The sequence below is a fragment of the Streptomyces griseus genome, from assembly GCF_900460065.1.
Classification (GTDB): domain Bacteria; phylum Actinomycetota; class Actinomycetes; order Streptomycetales; family Streptomycetaceae; genus Streptomyces; species Streptomyces griseus.
In genome coordinates, this window is the sequence record NZ_UAVD01000043.1 from 21,348 (window position 1) to 41,926 (window position 20,579).

A 20,579-nucleotide genomic window follows, 5' to 3' on the forward strand; every position below is an offset into this window, starting at 1 on the left:
TCGGGGCGCGGACGGACGATCACTATCGCCGACGCCCGGCCGACCCCGCGGAGCGGGTGGCTCTCCCGTGCTCGGAGTCCCTCCGCGCCCGGATCTCGCGCGCCCGGATCCCCCACCGCTCGCGGCGGCGGTCCGCGGCCCCGCGGTCGGTCAGCCGGCTTCCGTGGATCCGCCCCGTACGGCAGCCACCCACTCGACGAGCAGCCGCTCGTACTCCCGGCGGCCCTCGGGCGACACCACACCGCCATCGGCGACCAGGGCGCGGATCTCCGCGTTCAGCTCAACCATCGGGCGGGCAGGCGTCGGCTGGGTCGAAGTGGAGGTCATGTGAAGAGGCTAGTGGCAGGGAGGCCGAAGGGGCACCGGTCAAACATGTGGGGCCCACCACGGGCGGCGTTCGCCGTCGCCCCGGACGCGGCGCCGGCACGCTGTCGTTCCGTGTCGCGACGCTCTCCACGCCGTCGTCACCGATGGTCACGAACGAGCGCTCGGAACCCCGTTGCCGCACGTCGGCGGTGTGGGGCGGGGCCTCGGCGCGGTCGCGTACACGCCCCGACGCGCTCGGTGACGACCTCCGCCCGGCCCGGCCCGACGGACATTTCCGCGGCTCCGTTCCCTGCCGGCCCGTGCGTTCGGGGCGACGAGGATCACACGGATTCGAGGCGGATCAGGGCCGGATCGGGCCAGCGGCGGGGCCGGATCCGGTCGGATGCGGCGGCGTGGGCGGACGCGTCGGCGGGTGGCGGACCGCCCGGTGGGGCGGCCCGGTCCCTCCGCCGACCGGCCGCCGCGACGGCGCCCCCGACCCTCCGCCGCCCACGGCCCGAGGCCCGACCCGCGCAACGTGTCGAGCACGCCGGACACCTGGGCGTCGGGCATCGCGCGGACGGCTCTGGCGGGGGTCCTCTCCCTCGACACCCGGGGTCGTGGCCCGAGCCGCCGCGCCGGCACGGGACGACTCGGAGCCCCGGATCCAGGAACCCGCCGGCACCGCCTCAGCGGATGTGCCGGCCCGAGATGGCCCGCGCGATGACGAGGCGCTGGATCTCGCTGGTGCCCTCGAAGATGGTGTAGATCTTGGCGTCGCGGTACATCCGTTCCACCGGATGCTCCCGGCTGTAGCCCGCGCCGCCGAGGATCTGGACCGCCTTCTCCGTTGCCGCGACCGCGAGTTCACCGGCCCGCAGTTTCGACATGGAGCCCTGGCCCGCGTCGAAGGTCCGGTCGTTCCGGGCCATCCAGGCGGCCTGCCAGATCAGCAGGCGTACGGCTTCGATCTCGGTGCGGATATCGGCCAGGGCGAAGGCGATCGACTGGTTCTCGATGATGGGCCTGCCGAACGCCTCGCGCTCACCGGCGTATTCCAGGGCGTACTCGTAGGCCGCCCGGGCGATGCCGAGCGCCTGCGCCGCCACGGTCGGGCGGCTGACCTCGAACGTGGCCATCGCCGCCTGGCCCTTGGCGGTGGAGCCCTCGCGGGCCCTGGCGAGGCGGGCGTCCAGCTTCTCCTTTCCGCCCAGCAGGCAGTGCCCCGGCACGGTCACCTCGTCGAGGAAGAGGTCCGCGGTGTGCGAGGCTCGCAGCCCCAGTTTCTTGACCGTACGGCCGGCCGTGAGGCCCTTCGTGCCGGGCGGGACGATGAACGCGGCCTGTCCGCGGGCCCCGAGCGCCGGATCGACCGAGGCGACGACGACGTGCACCTCGGCGATGCCGCCGTTGGTGATCCACGCCTTCTGACCGGAGATCACCCAGGAGTCGCTCGCCTCGATGTAGCGGGCCTTGGTCGTCATCGCCGAGACGTCGGAGCCGGCCCCCGGTTCGGACACGCAGAACGCGGCGACCTTCGGGTCGTCCTCGTCCCCGTAGCACTGCGGGACCCACTCGGCGAGTTGGTCCGGGGTGCCGGAGGCGAAGATCCCGGCGACCGCGAGCGAGGTGCCGAACAGAGCCATCCCGATGCCCGCGTCGCCCCAGAACAGCTCCTCGTTGGCGATCTGGAGGGAGAGCCCCGTGGGGTCCCCGTACAGGTCGGCGAGTGACTCGAAGCCGTACAGGCCGATCCGGGCGGCCTCCTGGATGACGGGCCAGGGGGTTTCCTCCCGGGCGTCCCACTCGGCGGCGGCCGGGCGGACCACCCGGGCGGCGAAGCCGTGCACCCAGGTGCGCAGGTCCTGCTGTTCCTCGGTCAGGGCGAGGGAGAAGAAGCTCACGCGCTCACGCCTTCGGGATGTCGAAGTAGCGGGTCAGGCCGGAGGCGAGGCCGACGTCACCGGCGACCTTGAGCTTGCGCGTCATGAACATGGTGACGGGATTGCCGTTGCCGGAGACGAGCTTGAGGAACTCCGCGTCGCCCATCACCAGCGTGGTGCGGGGCTCGGCGTCCGAGCGGCCGGGAGTGACCCGGCAGGCTCCGGCGGCTATCGCCGTCTCGTAGACGGCGTCGCTCTCACCGGTGATCTTCCAGCGGATCAGCGCGGTGAGGCCGCCGGCCGCCTCGGGCCGGAACTGCTGCTTCATCCGGCCGAAGACCTCGCCGAGTATCCGGGTGCGCAGCTCGCCCCGCATGACCTCGGTGAGCTGCTTGGCGGACAGGCTCTTGACGATGCGGGCGAACTCCTCGGGCGCGACCGCCGCGAAGTCGAGCCCGGCCAGGTCGTCGGTGAGGTTGCCGCTGCTGGTTCCGTCCACGCCAGTTCCTTACTCCAAAGTAAACTTACTTTTGAGTAAGGTAAAGGGAGCGGCGACGCCCCGCAAGGCCGGTCCGCGGCCGATGGTGGTGAGGGGGTGCGGGCGCCGGCCGAGGGGTGGGGGCGGTCAGAAGGGCGAGCCGGGCAGCACCGCGAGTCCGGGGTGGTGCGCGGCCAGTGTCTTGTTGGCGCGGGCCAGTTCGGACAGGGCCTGTTCGCGGTCCGCCTGGTCCTCGACGCCGAGCCGGGGGCCGCGGAACCTGCGTACCTCGCGGGCCGCGCAGTCGGCGTCGAACTCCGCCTGGAGGATGTGCGGCGGAATGCACGAGCCGATCAGCGCGGCGACCCGGTCCGGGATCGGCACGGGGACGAGGAGGTGCGAGGCGGTCATGGGGCTTTCCCTCTCGGATGGTTGGCCAGGAGGCGGTGCACGGGGCCTGTCGCCTGATGGGCGGCAGGTTCCTTCCTGTGTACGGGACGCGGTTCCGGGTTTCTCGTCGGATACGTCTCCGTGTCGCAACCGTTTGGGACTGACCGTCTATTTCGCCTTACGCGCCGGTAAGTTGACCCGCCGGGCCGAACGTGATCCGGATCCGGTGGCAGGTGATCCGGATCAGGGGGACGTGCCCGTGGCGCGCGAGCGCAGCCGCAGTGCGCGCAGTACCGCCTCGGTGGCGAAACGGCTCTCGGGGTCGACGAGTTGGTCACCGAAGATGGTCTCCAGGCTCCGCATGCGGTAGCGCACGGTCTGCGGGTGGACGTCCAGCAGCGCGCCCATCTGCGCCGCGGTGCCCCGGGTGTCGAGCCAGATCCGCAGCGTCTCGACCAGCCGGTCGCGGCGGGTGGGGCTGATCCCCGCCACGGCGGCCAGCTCCCGCCGGGCGAGCTGGTCCAGCAGTGCGGGGTCCGACAGCAGCCACAGGGTGGTGAGGTGGTCCTCGCAGCGGATCAGCGGCGCGTCGTCGATCACACCGGAGTCGACGAGCTCCAGGACCCGGCGGGCCCAGCGGATCGACTCGCAGGCCAGCGCGGTGGGCACGGTCAGTCCGATCGCCGCGCGGCCGGCCGGAAGGGCCTGCGCCAGCATGGATCTTCGCGCGTCGTCCAGTGCTCCGGGGATGAGCAGATGGGGCTGCGGGGCGCTGAGGTCGACGAGGAGGTCGCGGTCCGCGCTGAGCCGGTCCAGCTCCGCCGGGGCGCGGACGGCGATCAGCGTGACCTCCTCCGGCAGCGTCCACCCGACCTGCTCGCACAGATCGGCGATGGCGCTGCCGGGGGCCGGGCGCCCGGCGAGGATCAGGTGGAGCAGGCGGCGGCGCAGGGCCTCGTTGTGCTCGCCCGACTGGGACTGCACCTCCTGGAACCCCTCCCGGGAAAGCGATTCCAGTTCGTCGACGTAGGCGAACAGCGCGTCGGCGAAGCTCAGCATCAGGGTGGGGGACAGGTGGTAGCTCTGCCCGACCTTCTTCGCCCGCCGCAGGGCCACCCGTGCGCCCAGTCGATAGGCCCCCTGGAGGGTGTCCATGCTCCGGCCCTCGTACGCCTCGAACCGTCCGAAGCGCCGGCACATGTCGTCGCGGAGCGTGGTGGGCGAGGAGGGCTCGGCCACCAGGTCGACGAAGGAGGCGAGGCTCTGCTCGACGCCCACCCGGATGGCCTGTCCGTTCGGCCCGTCGAGCAGCCGGGCGTATTCCGGATAGGCCCGGGTGACCTCGACACCGATTTCCTTGATGAGGCTGGGCAGTTCGGGCCGCATGATCGCGGCGAATTCCTGGGGGAGCGGCCCCAGCGGGTCTTCCGTATCCAGCGGCTGTATGAGATGTGCCATGACAAGTCCCCTTGCTCTCGGCGCCCGGTGGTGGGGTGAGACGGTGGGGGGAAAGCGCTCCCACGAACCGACAGGTGCGTACCAAGTTCGCGACGAAGATAGACCAACGAACAGGCAGTGCACACCACTTGGACAAGATCGAAGTGCAGGGGGCACACATCCCGGCCGCACTGTGCGACTTCCGTGCAGGTCGGGCGGTACTGCGCGCTTTCGGACAATGAATTTCGGCCGCGTGCTCCGGAGGTGACAACAAAGCCGTTCCGCTCTCCTGGGGCGTTCCCGCGGCGTTGCGCGCGGCCCCGGTCGCCCCTCGGGAGAAACGGGCGCACGGGCGGCTCACCACGGCGAATGCGGAGGGGCGGTCGCTCCCCTCTGGGCATTTTCGGCCGAGTGGCTGATTCTCGCGCTATCGGCGGCGGAGTGGAGGCCCCGCTTCCGCGGCCCCCGCCCCCCCGGGGGCCGTGTACGCACGGCACACGGGGTTCCGGTCGCCGGCGGGCAATTCCCCGCCCCCGGGTGCGCATTCCTTGACAAGGGAGCGGTGCCCCGATGCTCATTTCCGGATCAAAAAGCGTGCGGTGCAAAGAATCTTAGACGGACGGATTGTGTCGCCCGGTTTCCCGCGAGTAACATCACGCCTCGATCAATTCGGTCACGAAATCTGCCCGAAATTTGATGCTCCGATCCTCCGCCCCCGGGCCCCCGAGGCTCCAACACCGCCGAGAAGTCGTCGCGGTGCGGGCTCGCATTGCAGAACCGCTCAACTTCGTGCAGGAGGCCGCGCCACGGCGGCCGACAGAGGGGACGACATGAGATCCGTTTCCAATCGAACCCGCGTAGGTCTGCTCGCGGCGTTCACGGCATTCAGTGCTCTGCTCTCCACCGGCTCGGCCACCGCAGCCACCCAGCTCAACGGCGACTGGGCGCCCTTCGACCGCTGCCCGGTCGACGCGCCCGCCATGCTGGCCGCGGACGGCATCAACACCATCGCGACCTGCATAGCGTCGAGCTCGGCCACCGGAACCATCACGCTGGGCAAGACGAAGGTCTCCACCGGCGACACCGACCTGCAGCTCGGAGTCATCCAGCGCCCCGACGGCACCGCCTCCCTGGTGGCCCCGCCGGAGGGGGCGCTGACCGCGGACCCGGCGGAGATCCCCGGCGGGCTGATCGGGCTCATGTGTCCCAGCGGAATTCCGCTCGTATCAGGAATCTGCCGCCAGTTGACGGACAACAATCTCAACCGGGTGACGGCCACCATCGAACCGGCCGGAGCGCCGCGCGACTTCCATATGAGTGCGGCATTCTCCACCGGTGAGCCCATTCTCACCATTCCGGTCCGCATCCACCTCAAGAATCCGTTCCTCGGTGACAAGTGCTACATCGGGACCACGTCCGACCCGGTGCTCCTGAAGCCGCAGAACGTGACGGCGCCGAGCCTCTCACTGCAAAGGTTCTCGGCCGACGGGACTCCGAACGACGACGAGGGCGAGATGGGGCGCTACACCTTCGACGGCGCCGACCAGGGTGACGCCACCTTCGCCGTTCCCGGGGCCAGCGGCTGCGGTGCCGGGCTCCTGGACTGGGCGGTGAACCTCAAGACCGGTCTCCCGTCCGCCGCCGGAAAGAACAGCGTGACGCTCGACGCCACCACGACGTACTTCGGCAGCCCCTACGACCCCGTCGGCCTCGCGCCGAACGAGGGCAGGAAGCTGTCCGAGTTCTGGCACTCCGCGAAGCGGTAGGCCCCGGTCGGGTCCGCCGGACCCGCCCCTGGCCCCGCAAGCGAGGAGGTGATGCGCGACCCGCCCCCGACCCCCTCGTCCGCACACCTCGATACGAGCCGGTGTCGTGGACCCGCCGAGTGCCGCACCGTCCGGCACGGCGAACAACCGAGCAAGCGCCTCTCCAGTCACGTTCAGCCGAATCCCCAACGGAACGAGAAAAGGGAGTACCCCCATGTTCAAGCGAACCGGTGTCCTGACCGCGATCGGTGCCGCCGCGGCATCCGTCGTCCTGGCCGCCCCGTCGGCCGTCGCCGCGCCGACCAGCTGGACGATCAGCCCCACCGGCGCCTTCAACGGCAGCGCCGGGGTGACCGTCCTCACCGACAACAACGGCAACAAGATCCAGTGCGCCACCTCCGCCGCCTCGGGCTCGGCGCCGACCTCCCCGGTCGCGGGGAGCCCGGCCAAGCTCGCGTCCATCTCGGCGATCTCGTTCAACTCGCCGTGCACCGGGCCGTTCAGCTCGACGTGGACGGTGACCACCACGCCGCCGTGGGAGATCTGGGGCCTGGACTACGCGGCGGGCGCCGGCACCAACTCCACGGGCCAGGTGACCGGTGAGATCAGAGCGATCAAGGCGAAGGTGTCCGGGAGCAGCGTCCTCGGCCCGTGCACCTTCGACGTGACCGGCAAGGTCGCGGCCAAGTACAACAACCCGACCCTGAACGGGAGCAACGGCACGCTGAACACCGCGGGCGGCGGCCTCACCCTCTCCATCGCCAACAAGGTCGGCGGCGGTTGCGGCATCGTCGGCACCACCGCCAGCTTCCAGGGGCTGTACACCATCGTGAACGCGGCGTCGGGCAAGTCCCCGGTCATCAGCGGGTGACCCACCGCCGATGACGTCCCGCACCTGAGCGTCGTGCCCGGCCGTGCGCACCCGGCGGCCGGGCACGACGACGAGCGGGGCGCTCCACCGGCGCCGGCCGGAGCCGCGCGAGCCGCTCCACCGCACCGGCCGGAAGCGCCCCGTTTTCGCGCACCCGCCGACAAGGGCGCGGCAGCGGATTGTCACCGGCTGCCAAAGTCCGGGCACCCGTGATCCGAACGGAAACCCGGCCCTTCCCAGGCCCCGTCGGCGTGCGTACCGTACCCGTCGGTAGGGGCCGTGCTCCCGTCCCGGCCGACCTTCGGCCGAGGCCGGCCGACGTACCGCCGCAGCCCGCCCGACGTCCGTTCGAAGTCCGCTCGACGTCCGCCCGCAGGGGCCGTCGCCGAGAAGTGGACCCGCTTTCCGCAGCCATCCCTGGGCCCACGCGCGCCGGAAGGACCCATCCGTATGACCGTCGATGCACGCGCCGCAGCGAGACGACCGATCCACTGGGCCGTGGGCGGGGCGCTCGTCGTCGCCACCGCGCTCGTCCCCAGCGCCGAGTCGGCCGCCGCCGAGCAGACCTCGGAGGTCGCCCTCCGCTACGCCTGCCCGTTCCCCTCCGGGCCCGAGGAAGTGGACGTCGTCGTCTCGGCGGTCCTCCCCACCTCGGTGCGTACGGGCGAGGAGGTCCGCCCGTCGCAGGTCGCCGTCGAGGTCGACCTGGAGCCCACCGCGCTCGCCCGGTTCGCGGAGCTGGACGCCGCCACCCTGTCGGCCGTCGCCCGGCTCACCGTCCGCAACACCGTCGGCGACAAGTCCGCCGACGCCTCCTGGCAGGACCTGACCGCACCCCCCGTCGCCCTGCCCGGCCCCGAAGGGGGCTCCCTGACCCTGACCGCGACCGGTGACGTGCCGACGGTCTCCTTCGGGAGCCCCGGACGTGCGACGCTGGCCCCCGCCGAGCTCGCCCTCTCGCTGTCCTCGCTCACCGGAGCCGGCGAGCCGACCACGCCCCCCGGGCTCGACGTCGTCTGCGAACCGGCCCCGGGCCAGGAGCCCGAACTCGCCGCGATCACCGTCCGCGGCGACGGCGACCCCACGGCCCCGGCTCCACAACCGTCAACGAGCGACCCGGCACCGGACCCGGCGCCCACCCGCCCGGCCGAGGGCCTGTCGCCCGGCGCCCGGGAGAAGATCGAGGCCCTCACCGACGAGCGGCTCGAAGCCCTCGAAGGCGAGGACCCCGGCAGCTGCCCGATCGAGATCCCGCCCGAGTGGGTGATGACCACCGCCGAGACGTACGCGGCCGGCTACGCCAACGCCGCCAAGCTGGACGGCGCGGCGGCGCTGGGGCCCGCGTTCATGAAGGTGGTGCTCAACAAGCGCTACATCAACGACTCCTGCGCCTCGACCGTCGACGTCAGCTCGGAGGTGAACTTCGACTACCGGGGACGCCGGCAACTCCCCCCGACGAAGGCCACGTTCCTCAGCTACGGATTCATGCCGACGACCGCGACCATGACGCTGGAGCAGGTCGGCCCCCCGGCCGCGATCCACACCCACACGGTCACCAACACGCCCACCTACCCGGAGGAGACGACGGTCACGGCCCAGCTCGTGATGCGGCTCTCCGACGTCGAGGTGAACGGCGTCCCCCTGGACGTGGGCCCCGACTGCCGCACGGAACGCCCCTTCGAGCAGGTGCTGAGGGGGTACGGCCAGAGTTATCCGCCGGCCGGCTACCTCGTGGCGTACGGCGGCACCCTGACCGGCTACGCCCACATCCCGCCGTTCGAGGGCTGCGGTGTGGGGGAGGACCTCGACCCGATCTTCACCTCGGCCATCTCCAGCCCCGGCAAGAAGGCCGACAACTACACCAAGATGACCCAGGCGCCCCTGTGCGTGGCCACGAACCCGGAAGGGCCGGACTGCCCGCCGCGGGTGCCCGACCCCGAGCGCTGACCCGGCCGCCGCCCGAGCACCGACCCGCACGCCTCCGAACTCCGCCCCGGACACTCCCGAGCGGTTCTCCCGTACCTCCCCGAGCGGCCGTCCCGAACGTCCCCGAGCCCTTCCGGTCCCGTACCGGAAGGGCTCTTTCCTGCCCGCCCGCCGTCCTGTGATTCCTCATCATCCGACAGGTTTGGCTCGCGGATTACTCACCCGTGAACAATCCTCCGCCCCGCGTGAATTCTCGCCGAGGAAAGTCTGTACCCAGTATTGCGAAGTCAGGTTACCGGCCCGTAGCGTCCCAGACGTGCCGAGGAAAATCGCCTGCGTGCCTGCTCGGCGGGCACGCCCGGGTCCGGTTCGCTCCGCCCCGGTCCAGCGGCGCCCGGAGAGAACGCCCACTGCTTGCGCAGATTCGGACAAGGACGGGGGCCGGCCTTGTCACCGAATGACAAGTGATCCATTCCCGGTCCCGCGTTCGTCGATCTCCGCTGTTCAACGGCTTGCCCTGGCGGTTTCGGCGGACATAACGTGCGCCCCCTGGTGCATGTGTGACGAGCCGCCATCGCTTTTCTCAGAGCCGGAGCGCCCAACGATGAACACGTTCACCGCCACTTCGAGGGAGGGCCGATGGGAATCGAAGTAGTCGTCGAGGGCCTGACGAAGTCCTTCGGCAAGCAGAACATCTGGCAGGACGTCAGCCTCACCCTGCCCGCCGGTGAAGTGAGCGTCATGCTCGGTCCTTCCGGAACCGGAAAAACCGTTTTCCTCAAGTCCATCATCGGGCTGCTCAAGCCCGAACAGGGGCGCGTCCTCATCAACGGCGTCGACATGGTGAACAGCTCCGAGCGCGACATCATGGAGACCCGGAAGCTTTTCGGCCTCATGTTCCAGGACGGGGCCCTTTTCGGCTCGATGTCACTCTTCGACAACATCGCCTTCCCGCTGCGCGAGCACACCCGCAAGAAGGAATCCGAGATCCGGCGCATCGTCATGGAGCGCATCGACATCGTCGGGCTCCTCGGCTCCGAGGGAAAGCTGCCGGGCGAGATATCCGGCGGCATGCGCAAACGCGCCGGCCTCGCCCGCGCCCTGGTCCTGGACCCGCAGATCATCCTCTGCGACGAACCGGACTCCGGACTCGACCCGGTCCGCACCGCCTATCTGTCGCAGCTCCTCATCGACCTCAACGCGCAGATCGACGCGACGATGCTCATCGTCACCCACAACCTCGACATCGCGGCGACCGTCCCCGACAACATGGGCATGCTGTTCTGCCGCAACCTCGTCACCTTCGGCCCGCGCGAGGTGCTGCTCACCAGCGACACCCCGGTGGTCTCCCAGTTCCTCGCCGGCCGCCGCGAAGGCCCCATCGGCATGTCCGAGGAGAAGGACGCCGCCACCCTCGCCGCCGAGCAGCTGGCCGACACCGTTCCGCCGCGCACCGGACCGCGCACCGTCGTCCCGCAGCTGGAGCCCTCGCCCGGGATGCCCGTACGCCAGGGTGCGCTGCGCCGCCGGGAGCGGGTCATGGCGATGATGGGCCAGCTGCCGGAGGCCGCCCGTACGGCGATCCTGGACAGCTACGCCCCGGCCGCGGGAGGTGCGCGCACGTGACCGCCCCGATGCCGGTGCGGCCGCCCGAGCCGCCCGAGAAGCTCCCGCCGCCCCCCGGGCCCGGGGCGACCACCCCGTCCGCGCCCGAGCAGCGCCGGCCCTCCCGGTTGCTCGCCCCGCTCCGCGAGACCGGGAAGCTGTTCGCGCTCGCCGTCGCGGTGGCCCGGGCGATCTTCCGCAGGCCCTTCCAGGTGCGCGAGTTCATCGAGCAGTTCTGGTTCGTCGCGAGCGTCACGATCCTGCCCGCCGCCCTCGTCTCCATCCCCTTCGGCGCGGTCATCGCCCTCCAGGTCGGCTCCCTCACCCAGCAGCTCGGCGCCCAGTCCTTCACCGGCGGCGCCAGCGTGCTGGCGGTGATCCAGCAGGCCAGCCCGATCATCGTGGCGCTCCTGATCTCCGGAGCCGCCGGATCCGCGATCTGCGCGGACCTCGGCTCCCGCAAGATCCGTGAGGAACTCGACGCGATGGAGGTCATGGGCGTCTCGCCCATCCAGCGCCTCGTCGTCCCCCGAGTGCTCGCCACCATGCTCGTCGCCGTCCTGCTCAACGGCCTGATCTCGGTGGTCGGCACCCTCGGCGGCTACTTCTTCAACGTGATCATGCAGGACGGCACCCCGGGCGCGTACCTCGCGAGCTTCTCCGCCCTCGCCCAGCTGCCCGACCTCTACATCAGCGAGTTCAAGGCCCTGATCTTCGGCTTCATCGCGGGCATCGTCGCCGCCTACCGGGGCCTCAACCCGCGCGGCGGCCCCAAGGGCGTCGGCGACGCGGTCAACCAGTCCGTCGTCATCACCTTCATGCTGCTGTTCTTCGTGAACATGGTCCTCACGGCGATCTACCTCCAGATCGTCCCCGCGAAGGGGAGCTGACCCATGGCGATGCTCAGCTGGCTCGACCGATCGGGCGACCAACTCACCTTCTACGTCAAGGCACTCGTCTGGATCCCGCGCACACTGCGCCGCTATCTGCGCGAGGTGCAACGACTGCTGGCCGAGGTCGCCTTCGGCAGCGGCGGACTCGGCGTCATCGGCGGCACCATCGGCGTGATGGTCGCCATGACCCTGTTCACCGGCACGGTCGTCGGACTCCAGGGGTACGCGGCCCTCAACCAGATCGGCACCTCGGCGTTCACCGGGTTCATCTCCGCCTACTTCAACACCCGGGAGATCGCCCCGCTGGTCGCCGGCCTCGCCCTCTCCGCCACCGTCGGCGCGGGCTTCACCGCCCAGCTCGGCGCGATGCGGATCAACGAGGAGGTCGACGCCCTGGAGGCGATGGGCATCCGCTCCATGCCCTACCTCGTCACCACCAGGATCATCGCCGGAGTCGTCGCGATCATCCCGCTGTACGCGATCGGGCTGCTCTCCTCGTACGTCGCCTCCCGCTGGATCACCATCTTCTTCAACGGGCAGTCGGCGGGCACCTACGACCACTACTTCAACCTCTTCCTCTCCCCGCAGGACGTGCTGCTGTCGGTCCTCAAGGTGCTGATCTTCAGCGTGCTGGTGATCCTCGCCCACTGCTACTACGGCTTCCACGCCACCGGGGGACCGGCCGGCGTGGGCGTGGCGGTCGGCCGCTCGGTGCGCAACGCCATCGTCCTCATCAGCGTCACCGACTTCTTCCTCTCGCTCGCCATCTGGGGCGCCACGACGACGGTGAAGGTGGCCGGCTGATGCGCACCTCCAGCACCCGCACGGTCCGCCGACGGCTGGCCGGAGTCACCTTCCTGGTGGTGCCCGCCGTCCTGGTGTGGGTCTCGGTCTCCGTGTACGAGAAGGACTTCACCGACGACGCCACCGTCACGGTCCGCACCGGAGCGGTCGGCAACGAGATGCACGACAACGCCGACGTGAAGCTGCGCGGCGTCGTCATCGGACAGGTCCGCTCCATCGCCACCGACGGCGACGGAGCCCGCCTCACGCTGGCCATCGACCGGGACAAGCTCGACCAGGTCCCCGCCGACGTCACCGCCCAGATGCTGCCCACCACCCTCTTCGGCGCGAGGTTCGTCGCGCTCGTCCCGCCCCGCATCCCCACGGGCACCACCCTGCGGGCCGGGGCCGTCATCCCGCAGGACCGCTCCAGCAACGCCATCGAGCTGGAACAGGTCCTGGACAACCTCCTGCCGCTGCTGACCGCCGTGAAGCCCGAGAAGCTCTCCGCCACCCTCAACGCCGTCTCCCAGGCGCTGGCAGGACGCGGTGAACGCCTCGGCGAGACGCTGACCACGCTGGACGGCCACCTGAAGAAGTTCAACCCCCAACTTCCCACCCTCAACGCCGACATCAAGGAACTCGTCAAGGTGAGCACGCTGTACGCGGACGCCGCGCCGGACGTCCTCGACGCGCTGACCGACGCCACGGTCACCAGCTCCACCCTCGCCGACCAGGAAGCGCGGCTCGCCGGGCTCTACGGCACCACCACGGCCGCCGCGCAGGACGTCACCTCCTTCCTGCGGGAGAACAAGGACAACCTCATCCGGCTCTCCGCCGCCGGCCGCCCCTCCCTCGAACTCCTCGCCCAATACTCCGATGCGTTCCCGTGCACCCTGCGCACCATGGCCGGCTTCGTACCCGCCATGGACAAGGCGCTGGGCAAGGGAACCGACCAACCGGGGCTGCACGTGTCGGTCACATCCGTTCCCTCCAAGGGCAGATACGTCCCCGGCAAGGACACCCCGGTCTACAGCGCGCGCGGCGGACCCGCCTGCTACTCGGTGCCGTACGTCGGCAAGCACGCCCCGACCGCCGACACCCGCCGGGCCACCGACGTCACCGCGCCCCCGGGCGACGGCGCCGACGGCGGGCTCGGGCTGCCCAACTCGCCGCAGGAGTCCCGGCTCGTCAACGAACTGGTCGCGCCCTCGCTGAAGGCCCGGCCCGGAGACCTCGCCGACTGGAGCAGCGTGCTCATCGGCCCGGCCTTCCGCGGTGCGGAGGTGAAGCTCAAGTGAAACGCCGCTCACTGGCGGGACCGGTCACCAAGTCCCTCGTCTTCATCGTCGTCACCGTGCTGGCCACCACCGTGCTCGGGCTGTCCATCGCCAACACGGGCGTCGGCGACACCACCACGTACAAGGCCCGCTTCACCGACGCCACCGGCCTCATCCCCGGCGACAGCGTCCGGATCGCCGGGGTCAAGGTCGGCCAGGTCGAATCCGTGAAGGTCGCCGACCGGCGGGTCGCCGAGGTCGCCTTCGCCGTACGCAAGGGGCGCAGCCTCCCCGCCTCGGTGACGGCGTCCATCAAGTACCTCAACATGGTCGGTCAGCGGTACGTCGACCTCGACCGGGGCCCCGGACCCGTCGGCCGGGCCTTCGCGCCCGGCGACACCATCCCGCTCTCCCGCACCACCCCGGCACTCGACCTCACCGAGCTGTTCAACGGCTTCCAGCCCCTCTTCGAAGGGTTGTCGCCGCCCGACGTCAACCAGCTCGCCGGCTCCATCGTCCAGGTCCTCCAGGGCGAGGGCGGCACCGTCGACAGCATCCTGCGACACGTCGGCTCGCTCACCACCACCGTCGCCGCGAAGGACAAGGTGATCGGCGAGGTGATCAAGAACCTCAACACGGTCCTCAAGACGGTCAACGACCGGGAGGCCGGCTTCGACGACCTCGTCGTCACCCTGCAGAAGCTCGTCACCGGCTTCTCCGGCGACCGCGAACCGCTCGGCGAGGCCATCACCGCGATGGGCGCGCTCACCACCGTCACCGCCGACCTCTTCCAGGACGGCAGGAAGCCGCTCAAGGACGACATCCGTCAACTCGGACGACTCAGCGGTCAGTTGGAGAAGGGCACCCCGCAGATCGAGAACTTCCTCCAGAAGACCCCGGCCAAGATGTCGGCCATCAGCCGGCTGACGTCGTACGGATCGTGGCTCAACCTCTACCTCTGCGAAGCGAAGGTCAGCGGCGTCACCCACGACGACGGCAGCAAGCCGCCCACCGGCATCGCGATCACCCAACCGAGGTGCCTGGCATGAGAATGACCCCCATCCGGGAACGCAACCCGGTCGCCGTCGCCGTCGTCGGACTCCTCGTCCTGACCCTGCTCGGGCTCGCCGCCTGGCGCGCCGACTCCCTGCCCTTCGTCGGGGGCGGCACCTCCTACAGCGCCGACTTCACGGAATCCGCCGGACTCACCGACGGCGACGAGGTGAGGATCGCCGGAGTGAAGGTCGGCGAGGTCACCGGCGTCTCTCTCGACGGCGCGAAGGTCCGCGTCGACTTCCGGGTCGAGAACGCCTGGATCGGCGACTCCTCCACCGTCGGCATCGCCGTCAAGACCCTGCTCGGCGAGAAGTACCTCGCCGTCGACCCCCTCGGCGACGCCCCGCAGGACCCCGGCTCCCGCATCACCGCGAGCCGCACCACCTCCCCGTACGACGTCACCCAGGCGTTCAACGGCCTCGGCGAGACCATCGGGGAGATCGACACCGCGCAGCTCGCCAAGAGCTTCGAGGCGATCTCCACCACCTTCAAGGACTCCCCGCCGCACGTCCGCAGCGCCGCGGACGGGCTCTCCGCCCTCTCCCGTACGGTCTCCGAACGCGACGCCCAACTCGCCACGCTGCTCCGCGACAGCAAGAAGCTCACCAAGACCCTCGCCGGGAAGAACAGCAGCTTCGAGACGCTCCTGAAGGACGGGAACCTGCTGCTCGGCGAGATCCGGGCCCGCCGCGACTCCATCCACCTGCTGCTCACCGGCACCCGTGACCTCGGCACCCAGCTCACCGGACTCGTCCGGGACAACGACAAGCAGCTCGGGCCGACCCTGGCGTCCCTCGGCCGGGTCACCGCCGTCCTGGTCAAGAACCGCAAGAGCCTCGACAAGGTCCTCGCCATGACCGGCTCCTACAGCAGGCTCGTCGGCAACACCCTCGGCAACGGGCGCTGGTTCGACAACTACGTCTGCGGGGTCGTGCCCAAGAACTACCTCCCCGCCGGCACACCCCCGGCGACCGGCTGCATGCCACCCCGGCAGCAAGGGGGCCGCTGACATGAGACGCACCCGCATCACCGGCATCACCGCCGGACTCGCCCTCGTGGCCGTCGCCGCGGCCACCGGGGTGAGTGCCCTGGAAGAGGACGGGAAGACCACCGTCACCGCCTACTTCGAACGCGCCACCGGCGTCTACGCCGGATCCGACCTGCGGATCCTCGGCGTCAAGGTCGGCACCGTCGCCTCCGTCGAGCCCCGGGGCGAGGAGGTGAAGGTCGTGCTGCGCCTCGACCGCGGCATCGACGTCCCCCGGGACGCCCACGCCGTCGTCGTCGCCCCCAGCCTCGTCGCCGACCGCTACGTCCAACTCGCCCCCGCCTACGACGGCGGCCCCCGGCTCGCCGCCGGCGCCGTCCTGCCCGCCGCCCGCAACGCCACCCCCGTCGAGGTCGACGAGCTGTACGCCTCCATCACCGAACTCTCCACCGCCCTCGGCCCCGACGGCGCCAACGCCGACGGGGCGCTCGCCCGGCTCCTGGACACCGGGGCGAAGAACCTCGACGGCAACGGCAAGGCCATCGGCGACTCCATCGAGCAGTTCGGCAAGGCCACCAAGACGCTCGACGAGTCCAGCGGCGACCTCTTCGACACCCTGGCCCACCTCCAGTCCTTCACCACCATGCTCAAGGAGAACGACGGCGACGTCCGCAGCGCCGAGCAGCAGCTGAACACGGTCACCACCTTCCTCGCCGACGACAAGAAGAACCTCAGCGCCGCCCTCAAGGAACTCGGCACCGCCCTCGGCCAGGTCAAGGCCTTCATCGCCAAGAACCGCGGCGCGCTCAAGAAGAACGTCGAGGCCCTGGTGCCCGTCACCCAGGCGCTCGTCGACCAGCGCGCCTCGCTCGCCGAGGCGATGGACACCCTCCCGCTCGCCGCCGGCAACGTCCTCAACGCCTACGACCCCGCCAACCGCACCCTCAACGGGCGCACCAACCTCAACGAACTGTCCATGGGGGGACCCCTCGTCGATCCCGGGGCCGCCTCCGCCGCCGGCCGGCTCACCGGCCTCGCCCCCGTCGACGCGACCCGCCGCAAGGCCCTGCCCGCCCTGCCGCTCCCGGAGGTCGGCACGGTCTACGGCACCCCCGAGAAACAACCGGGACAACAGCCCGGCAAGCAGAAGGGGGCGCGACGATGAACGACGACGACCGGCGCAGACCCGTCGTACGGGCCGCCGTCGGAGCCGTGGCCCTCCTCGCCACCGGCGCGCTGATCGCCCTGGTCGTGGTCCGCCCCGAGAGCCCCTCCTTCACCGGCATCGAACAGATCCCGCTGCCCGGCGGCGCGGACCTCGGCGACCGGCCGTACGAGGTCACCGCCGAGTTCGGCGACGTCCTCAGCCTCGCGCCGCAGTCCTCGGTCAAGGTCAACGACGTCGCCGTGGGACGCGTCACGAGGATCGCGCTGGCCCCGGACGGCTGGCGGGCCCGGGTCACCATGCGGGTCAACGGGAAGATCAAGCTCCCCGCCAACTCCTACGCCCGCCTCGAACAGTCCAGCCTGCTCGGCGAGAAGTACATCCAGCTCGCCCCGCCCCCCGAGGGAACCGCACGCGGGTCGCTGGCCTCCGGCGGCCGCATCCCGCACTCCCGCACCAACCGGAACCCGGAGGTGGAAGAGGTCTTCGGGGCGCTGTCCCTGCTGCTCAACGGGGGTGGCGTCAACCAGCTCAAGACCATCACCACCGAACTCAACAAGGCGCTCGCCGGGCAGGAACCGCAGATCCGCTCCCTGCTCAACCGGGTCGACACCCTCGTGACCAACCTGGACGAGAACAAGGGCGACATCACCAGGGCCCTGGACGGCGTCAACCGCCTCGCCGCCACCCTCGCCACCCGGAAACAGGACGTCGGCACGGTCCTCACCGGGCTCAGCCCCGGACTCAAGGTCCTGGAGAAGCAGCGCGGTTCACTGCTGACCATGCTGCGCTCCCTCGACACCCTCTCCACCGTGGCCGTCGACACGATCAACCGGAGCAAAGCCGACATGATCGCCGACCTCAAGGCGCTCGCCCCGACCCTCAAGGCGCTCGCCGACTCCGGCCAGGACCTTCCCGACTCCCTCCAGGTGCTGCTGACCTACCCCTTCACGGACGAGGTGCTGCGCGGTGTGAAGGGCGACTACCTCAACGTCTACCTGGACGTGACGGCCGTGCCCGGTACGCAGATCATCCCGGCGCTCACCCCGGATCCCCCCGGAATCCCGCCGCTGCCCCCGGCCGAGGGCGAGGGCGCGGCGGCCCGGGGCGCGCTGCCCCTGCCGCTCCCCGTCGTGTCGGGAACACCGAGGACCGGCGCGTCCGGAACGCCGGAGCCCGGCTCCTCCGGATCCTTCGAACCGGCCGGGCCCGGGGCCTCGAACCCCGCGAAGGGGGCGACCCCGTGATCACCCTCGCCATCCGGCTGAAGAACCTCGCCTTCCTCGTCATCGCCGCGCTGGCCCTCGGCTACCTCGGGGTGCGGTACGCCGATCTCGGCCACTACGTCGGACTGCGCAGCTACTACACCGTCACGGTCCAACTCCCGCAGACGGGCGGTCTGTACACCCACTCCAACGTCTCCTACCGGGGCGTCTCCGTGGGCCGCGTCGGCCCCATCGAGCTGACCGAGAACGGTGTCGAGGCCCAGTTGAGGATCGAGAAGGACGCGCCGCCGATCCCGGACAGCCTCACCGCCGTCGTCGCGAACCTGTCGGCGGTCGGCGAGCAGTACGTCGATCTGCGGCCCACCCGCGAGGAAGGGCCCTTCCTGGGCAACGGCTCCGTCATCGACGAGGCCGACACCACCATCCCCGCGCCCCCCACCTCCGTCCTCACCAGCGTCGACGACCTGGCGAGCTCCGTCGACCTGGAGAGCCTGCGCACCGTCGTCGAGGAGTTCGGGGCCGCCTTCGAGGGGCGCGGCGACGACCTCCAGGTCCTGCTGGACACCAGCGGCGACTTCATCGAGGCCGCCGATCGGTCCCTGCCGGTCACCACCCGGCTGATGACCGACGGCGAGCGCGTCCTGCGCACCCAGGCCGAACAGGGCCGGGCGCTCAAGGGATTCGCCTCGGGGGCCAAGGAACTGGCCGCCGAGCTGAAGGGATCCGACGCGGACCTGCGCCGGCTCATCGCGACCACCCCGGACGCCGCCGTCCAGATCAGCGGCCTGCTGCGCGACCTCGACCCCGCCTTCGGCGTCGTCGTCGCCAACCTGCTCACCACCTCGGAGGTCGCCGTCACCCGCCAACGAGGCCTGGAGGAGCTCCTCGTGAAGCTGCCCGCCGTGGCCGCCGCCGGGGCGAGCGCCGTCGACGACGACGGCGCCCGGTTCGGGATGTCCGTCACCTTCTTCGAGCCGCTGCCCTGCACCGCCGGCTACGGCGGCACGGTCTACCGCAACGGACTCGACACCTCGGACGGGCCCGCCGTGAACACCGCCGCCCGCTGCACGTCCTCACCCGGCACCGGCGTCAACGTCCGGGGCAGCGCCAACGCCCCCCAGGGCGGACCGGTGCCGAAACCGGCGGTTCCGGGCTCGATGAAGCTGCCCGGAACGGCGAAGGGCGGGTCCGCGACCGCACAGCCGCCGGCCGGGGGCATGGCCGGACTGCTGGGTCTGGGAGACGGCTCGTGAGCCCCCGCGCCGGACGTCGGGCCGGCTGGGCCGTCCTGCTCGTCGCCGCCCTGCTCTGCGGACTGGGGGCCTGGTCGTACGGCCAGGCGCGCGGCGACCGCTCCCTGTCCTACGCGAAGGCCCGCGACACGGCCCTGGCCGAGGGCAGACGGCATCTGGCGACGCTGAACAGCCTGGACGGCGGGGACGCGAAGCGGGTCGACGACGGGTTGCGCGCCTGGCTCGACTCCTCCACGGGGCCGCTGCACGACCAGCTGGAACGGACCCGGAAAGCCGACGCGAAGTCCCTGACGGCCGCGGGCGACACCGCCCGGGGCAAGGTCACCTCGGCGGCGCTGACCGCGCTGGACGAGCGGACGGGTACGGCGGAGCTGATCGCCACCGTGGACGTCGACGTCACCCCGCGCTCCGGCGCGGCCGGCACCCAGCGCAAGCGGTTCGGAGCGACCCTCGCCCGGACGGCCGACGGCTGGAAGGTCAAAGCGCTCACGGCGATCGGAACGGGCGGCGGCCGATGAGACCGCGAGGAGGAACGGCCACGGTGAACAGCACGGGCACGGACACGACGGACACGACGGACGCGGAGGACGTGGCGGCCCCGACGGACACACCGACGGACACCACGGCGGTGACGGCCGCGACGGACGGAACGGGTCAGGCGGACAACGCGGGCACGGCGGGCACGGCGGACGGAACCGGCCGGACAGGCACGGTGGACGCGGCGGACGCGGTGGACGCGTCCCGTCGCCGGTGGCCGCGCGTCCTCGGCGCCCTTCTCGCCGTGGCGCTGATCGCCGCGGGCGGCGCCCTGTACGCCGAGGGACGCCAGCTGCGGGACACCCCGGCCACGGCGAACCTCGCGCTCACCGACGCCGAGGCGACCGCCCGCGTCACCGGCGACGTCAGCAGCGCGCTCGGGAAGATCTTCTCGTACGGTCCCGGGTCCACCGCGGCGACCCGGGCGGCGGCGAAAGAGGTCCTGGCGGGCAAGGCGCTCCAGCAGTACGCGGCGCTGTTCGGCCAGGTGGAACGGCAGTCCGCCGACCAGAAGCTGACGCTCACCACCGAGGTCGTCCGGGCCGGGGTCACCCGGCTGACCGGCCGCGGCGCCCACCTCCTGGTCTTCCTCGACCAGGTCTACGAGCGGCGGGGGCGCGCCCCCACCACCGCGTCCGCGCAGCTCACCGTGACCGCGGAACTGCGCGACGGACGCTGGTGGATCGTCGAGATCGGCACCACATGACGGCGGGCCGGAGGCGAGGGCACACCGGTC

Annotated in this window: 19 protein-coding genes; 14 read left to right on the forward strand and 5 right to left on the reverse strand. The window is 71.0% G+C overall.

Features of this window, described 5'->3' with window-relative positions:
* Positions 1 to 150 precede the first annotated feature (150 nt).
* From DTB53_RS37005 to DTB53_RS30410, 5 genes are all read right to left on the reverse strand, one after another.
* Positions 151 to 327, reverse strand: a complete 177-nt coding sequence (locus DTB53_RS37005; protein WP_003964941.1) for a hypothetical protein — start codon at positions 325 to 327, stop codon at positions 151 to 153.
* A gap of 668 nt (positions 328 to 995) precedes the next feature.
* A complete protein-coding gene (locus DTB53_RS30395; protein ID WP_003964940.1) occupies positions 996 to 2,210 on the reverse strand; it encodes an acyl-CoA dehydrogenase family protein in 1,215 nt (404 codons plus the stop codon).
* Positions 2,211 to 2,214: 4 nt separating this feature from the next.
* The gene (locus DTB53_RS30400; RefSeq protein WP_012378266.1) at positions 2,215 to 2,688 is read right to left on the reverse strand and encodes an SCP2 sterol-binding domain-containing protein; all 474 of its coding nucleotides are present in this window, start codon (positions 2,686 to 2,688) and stop codon (positions 2,215 to 2,217) included.
* A gap of 126 nt (positions 2,689 to 2,814) precedes the next feature.
* Positions 2,815 to 3,078, reverse strand: a complete 264-nt coding sequence (locus tag DTB53_RS30405) for a hypothetical protein (RefSeq protein WP_003964938.1) — start codon at positions 3,076 to 3,078, stop codon at positions 2,815 to 2,817.
* Positions 3,079 to 3,300: 222 nt separating this feature from the next.
* Entirely contained in the window at positions 3,301 to 4,515 is a 1,215-nt protein-coding gene (locus tag DTB53_RS30410; RefSeq protein WP_003964937.1) for a PucR family transcriptional regulator, read from the reverse strand.
* Between the two features lie 809 nt (positions 4,516 to 5,324).
* Between DTB53_RS30410 and DTB53_RS30415 the strand changes: the two genes are divergently transcribed.
* From DTB53_RS30415 to DTB53_RS30480, 14 genes are all read left to right on the forward strand, one after another.
* Positions 5,325 to 6,260 (forward strand): hypothetical protein, encoded by a 936-nt coding sequence (locus tag DTB53_RS30415; protein ID WP_012378265.1) that lies wholly within the window; start codon positions 5,325 to 5,327, stop codon positions 6,258 to 6,260.
* A gap of 214 nt (positions 6,261 to 6,474) precedes the next feature.
* Positions 6,475 to 7,131: a hypothetical protein gene (locus DTB53_RS30420; protein ID WP_003964935.1), complete on the forward strand. Its 657-nt coding sequence runs from the start codon at positions 6,475 to 6,477 to the stop codon at positions 7,129 to 7,131.
* A gap of 450 nt (positions 7,132 to 7,581) precedes the next feature.
* A complete protein-coding gene (locus DTB53_RS30425; RefSeq protein ID WP_012378264.1) occupies positions 7,582 to 9,078 on the forward strand; it encodes a DUF6801 domain-containing protein in 1,497 nt (498 codons plus the stop codon).
* Positions 9,079 to 9,696: 618 nt separating this feature from the next.
* Entirely contained in the window at positions 9,697 to 10,683 is a 987-nt protein-coding gene (locus tag DTB53_RS30430; RefSeq protein ID WP_003964933.1) for an ABC transporter ATP-binding protein, read from the forward strand.
* Positions 10,680 to 11,552, forward strand: coding sequence for an MlaE family ABC transporter permease (locus tag DTB53_RS30435; protein WP_012378263.1), 873 nt, complete (start codon positions 10,680 to 10,682; stop codon positions 11,550 to 11,552). Before DTB53_RS30430 ends, DTB53_RS30435 begins: the two co-directional genes overlap by 4 nt.
* A 3-nt stretch (positions 11,553 to 11,555) precedes the next feature.
* A complete protein-coding gene (locus DTB53_RS30440) occupies positions 11,556 to 12,359 on the forward strand; it encodes an MlaE family ABC transporter permease (protein WP_003964931.1) in 804 nt (267 codons plus the stop codon).
* Entirely contained in the window at positions 12,359 to 13,639 is a 1,281-nt protein-coding gene (locus tag DTB53_RS30445; RefSeq protein ID WP_012378262.1) for an MCE family protein, read from the forward strand. The genes DTB53_RS30440 and DTB53_RS30445 overlap by 1 nt, the downstream gene beginning before the upstream one ends.
* Positions 13,636 to 14,667, forward strand: coding sequence for an MCE family protein (locus DTB53_RS30450; RefSeq protein ID WP_012378261.1), 1,032 nt, complete (start codon positions 13,636 to 13,638; stop codon positions 14,665 to 14,667). The genes DTB53_RS30445 and DTB53_RS30450 overlap by 4 nt, the downstream gene beginning before the upstream one ends.
* On the forward strand, positions 14,664 to 15,683 hold the full coding sequence (locus DTB53_RS30455; RefSeq protein ID WP_012378260.1) for an MCE family protein: 1,020 nt from the start codon (positions 14,664 to 14,666) through the stop codon (positions 15,681 to 15,683). The genes DTB53_RS30450 and DTB53_RS30455 overlap by 4 nt, the downstream gene beginning before the upstream one ends.
* 1 nt (position 15,684) lies before the next feature.
* Positions 15,685 to 16,827 (forward strand): MCE family protein, encoded by a 1,143-nt coding sequence (locus DTB53_RS30460; protein WP_003964927.1) that lies wholly within the window; start codon positions 15,685 to 15,687, stop codon positions 16,825 to 16,827.
* The gene (locus DTB53_RS30465; RefSeq protein WP_012378259.1) at positions 16,824 to 18,074 is read left to right on the forward strand and encodes an MCE family protein; all 1,251 of its coding nucleotides are present in this window, start codon (positions 16,824 to 16,826) and stop codon (positions 18,072 to 18,074) included. Before DTB53_RS30460 ends, DTB53_RS30465 begins: the two co-directional genes overlap by 4 nt.
* The gene (locus DTB53_RS30470; RefSeq protein WP_003964925.1) at positions 18,071 to 19,306 is read left to right on the forward strand and encodes an MCE family protein; all 1,236 of its coding nucleotides are present in this window, start codon (positions 18,071 to 18,073) and stop codon (positions 19,304 to 19,306) included. Before DTB53_RS30465 ends, DTB53_RS30470 begins: the two co-directional genes overlap by 4 nt.
* Positions 19,303 to 19,824: a hypothetical protein gene (locus DTB53_RS30475; RefSeq protein WP_003964924.1), complete on the forward strand. Its 522-nt coding sequence runs from the start codon at positions 19,303 to 19,305 to the stop codon at positions 19,822 to 19,824. Before DTB53_RS30470 ends, DTB53_RS30475 begins: the two co-directional genes overlap by 4 nt.
* Positions 19,821 to 20,549 (forward strand): hypothetical protein, encoded by a 729-nt coding sequence (locus tag DTB53_RS30480; protein ID WP_012378258.1) that lies wholly within the window; start codon positions 19,821 to 19,823, stop codon positions 20,547 to 20,549. The genes DTB53_RS30475 and DTB53_RS30480 overlap by 4 nt, the downstream gene beginning before the upstream one ends.
* Positions 20,550 to 20,579: the final 30 nt, after the last annotated feature.

Excerpts from the sequence above, each read along its gene's own strand:
- DTB53_RS37005 (WP_003964941.1), bottom strand. The coding sequence starts at position 327 with ATGACCTCCACTTCGACCCAGCCGACGCCTGCCCGCCCGATGGTTGAG.
- DTB53_RS30410 (WP_003964937.1), bottom strand. The coding sequence starts at position 4,515 with ATGGCACATCTCATACAGCCGCTGGATACGGAAGACCCGCTGGGGCCG.
- DTB53_RS30415 (WP_012378265.1), top strand. The coding sequence starts at position 5,325 with ATGAGATCCGTTTCCAATCGAACCCGCGTAGGTCTGCTCGCGGCGTTC.
- DTB53_RS30445 (WP_012378262.1), top strand. The coding sequence starts at position 12,359 with ATGCGCACCTCCAGCACCCGCACGGTCCGCCGACGGCTGGCCGGAGTC.
- DTB53_RS30455 (WP_012378260.1), top strand. The coding sequence starts at position 14,664 with ATGAGAATGACCCCCATCCGGGAACGCAACCCGGTCGCCGTCGCCGTC.
- DTB53_RS30420 (WP_003964935.1), top strand. The coding sequence starts at position 6,475 with ATGTTCAAGCGAACCGGTGTCCTGACCGCGATCGGTGCCGCCGCGGCA.
- DTB53_RS30405 (WP_003964938.1), bottom strand. The coding sequence starts at position 3,078 with ATGACCGCCTCGCACCTCCTCGTCCCCGTGCCGATCCCGGACCGGGTC.
- DTB53_RS30480 (WP_012378258.1), top strand. The coding sequence starts at position 19,821 with ATGAGACCGCGAGGAGGAACGGCCACGGTGAACAGCACGGGCACGGAC.
- DTB53_RS30440 (WP_003964931.1), top strand. The coding sequence starts at position 11,556 with ATGGCGATGCTCAGCTGGCTCGACCGATCGGGCGACCAACTCACCTTC.
- DTB53_RS30460 (WP_003964927.1), top strand. The coding sequence starts at position 15,685 with ATGAGACGCACCCGCATCACCGGCATCACCGCCGGACTCGCCCTCGTG.
- DTB53_RS30465 (WP_012378259.1), top strand. The coding sequence starts at position 16,824 with ATGAACGACGACGACCGGCGCAGACCCGTCGTACGGGCCGCCGTCGGA.
- DTB53_RS30430 (WP_003964933.1), top strand. The coding sequence starts at position 9,697 with ATGGGAATCGAAGTAGTCGTCGAGGGCCTGACGAAGTCCTTCGGCAAG.
- DTB53_RS30425 (WP_012378264.1), top strand. The coding sequence starts at position 7,582 with ATGACCGTCGATGCACGCGCCGCAGCGAGACGACCGATCCACTGGGCC.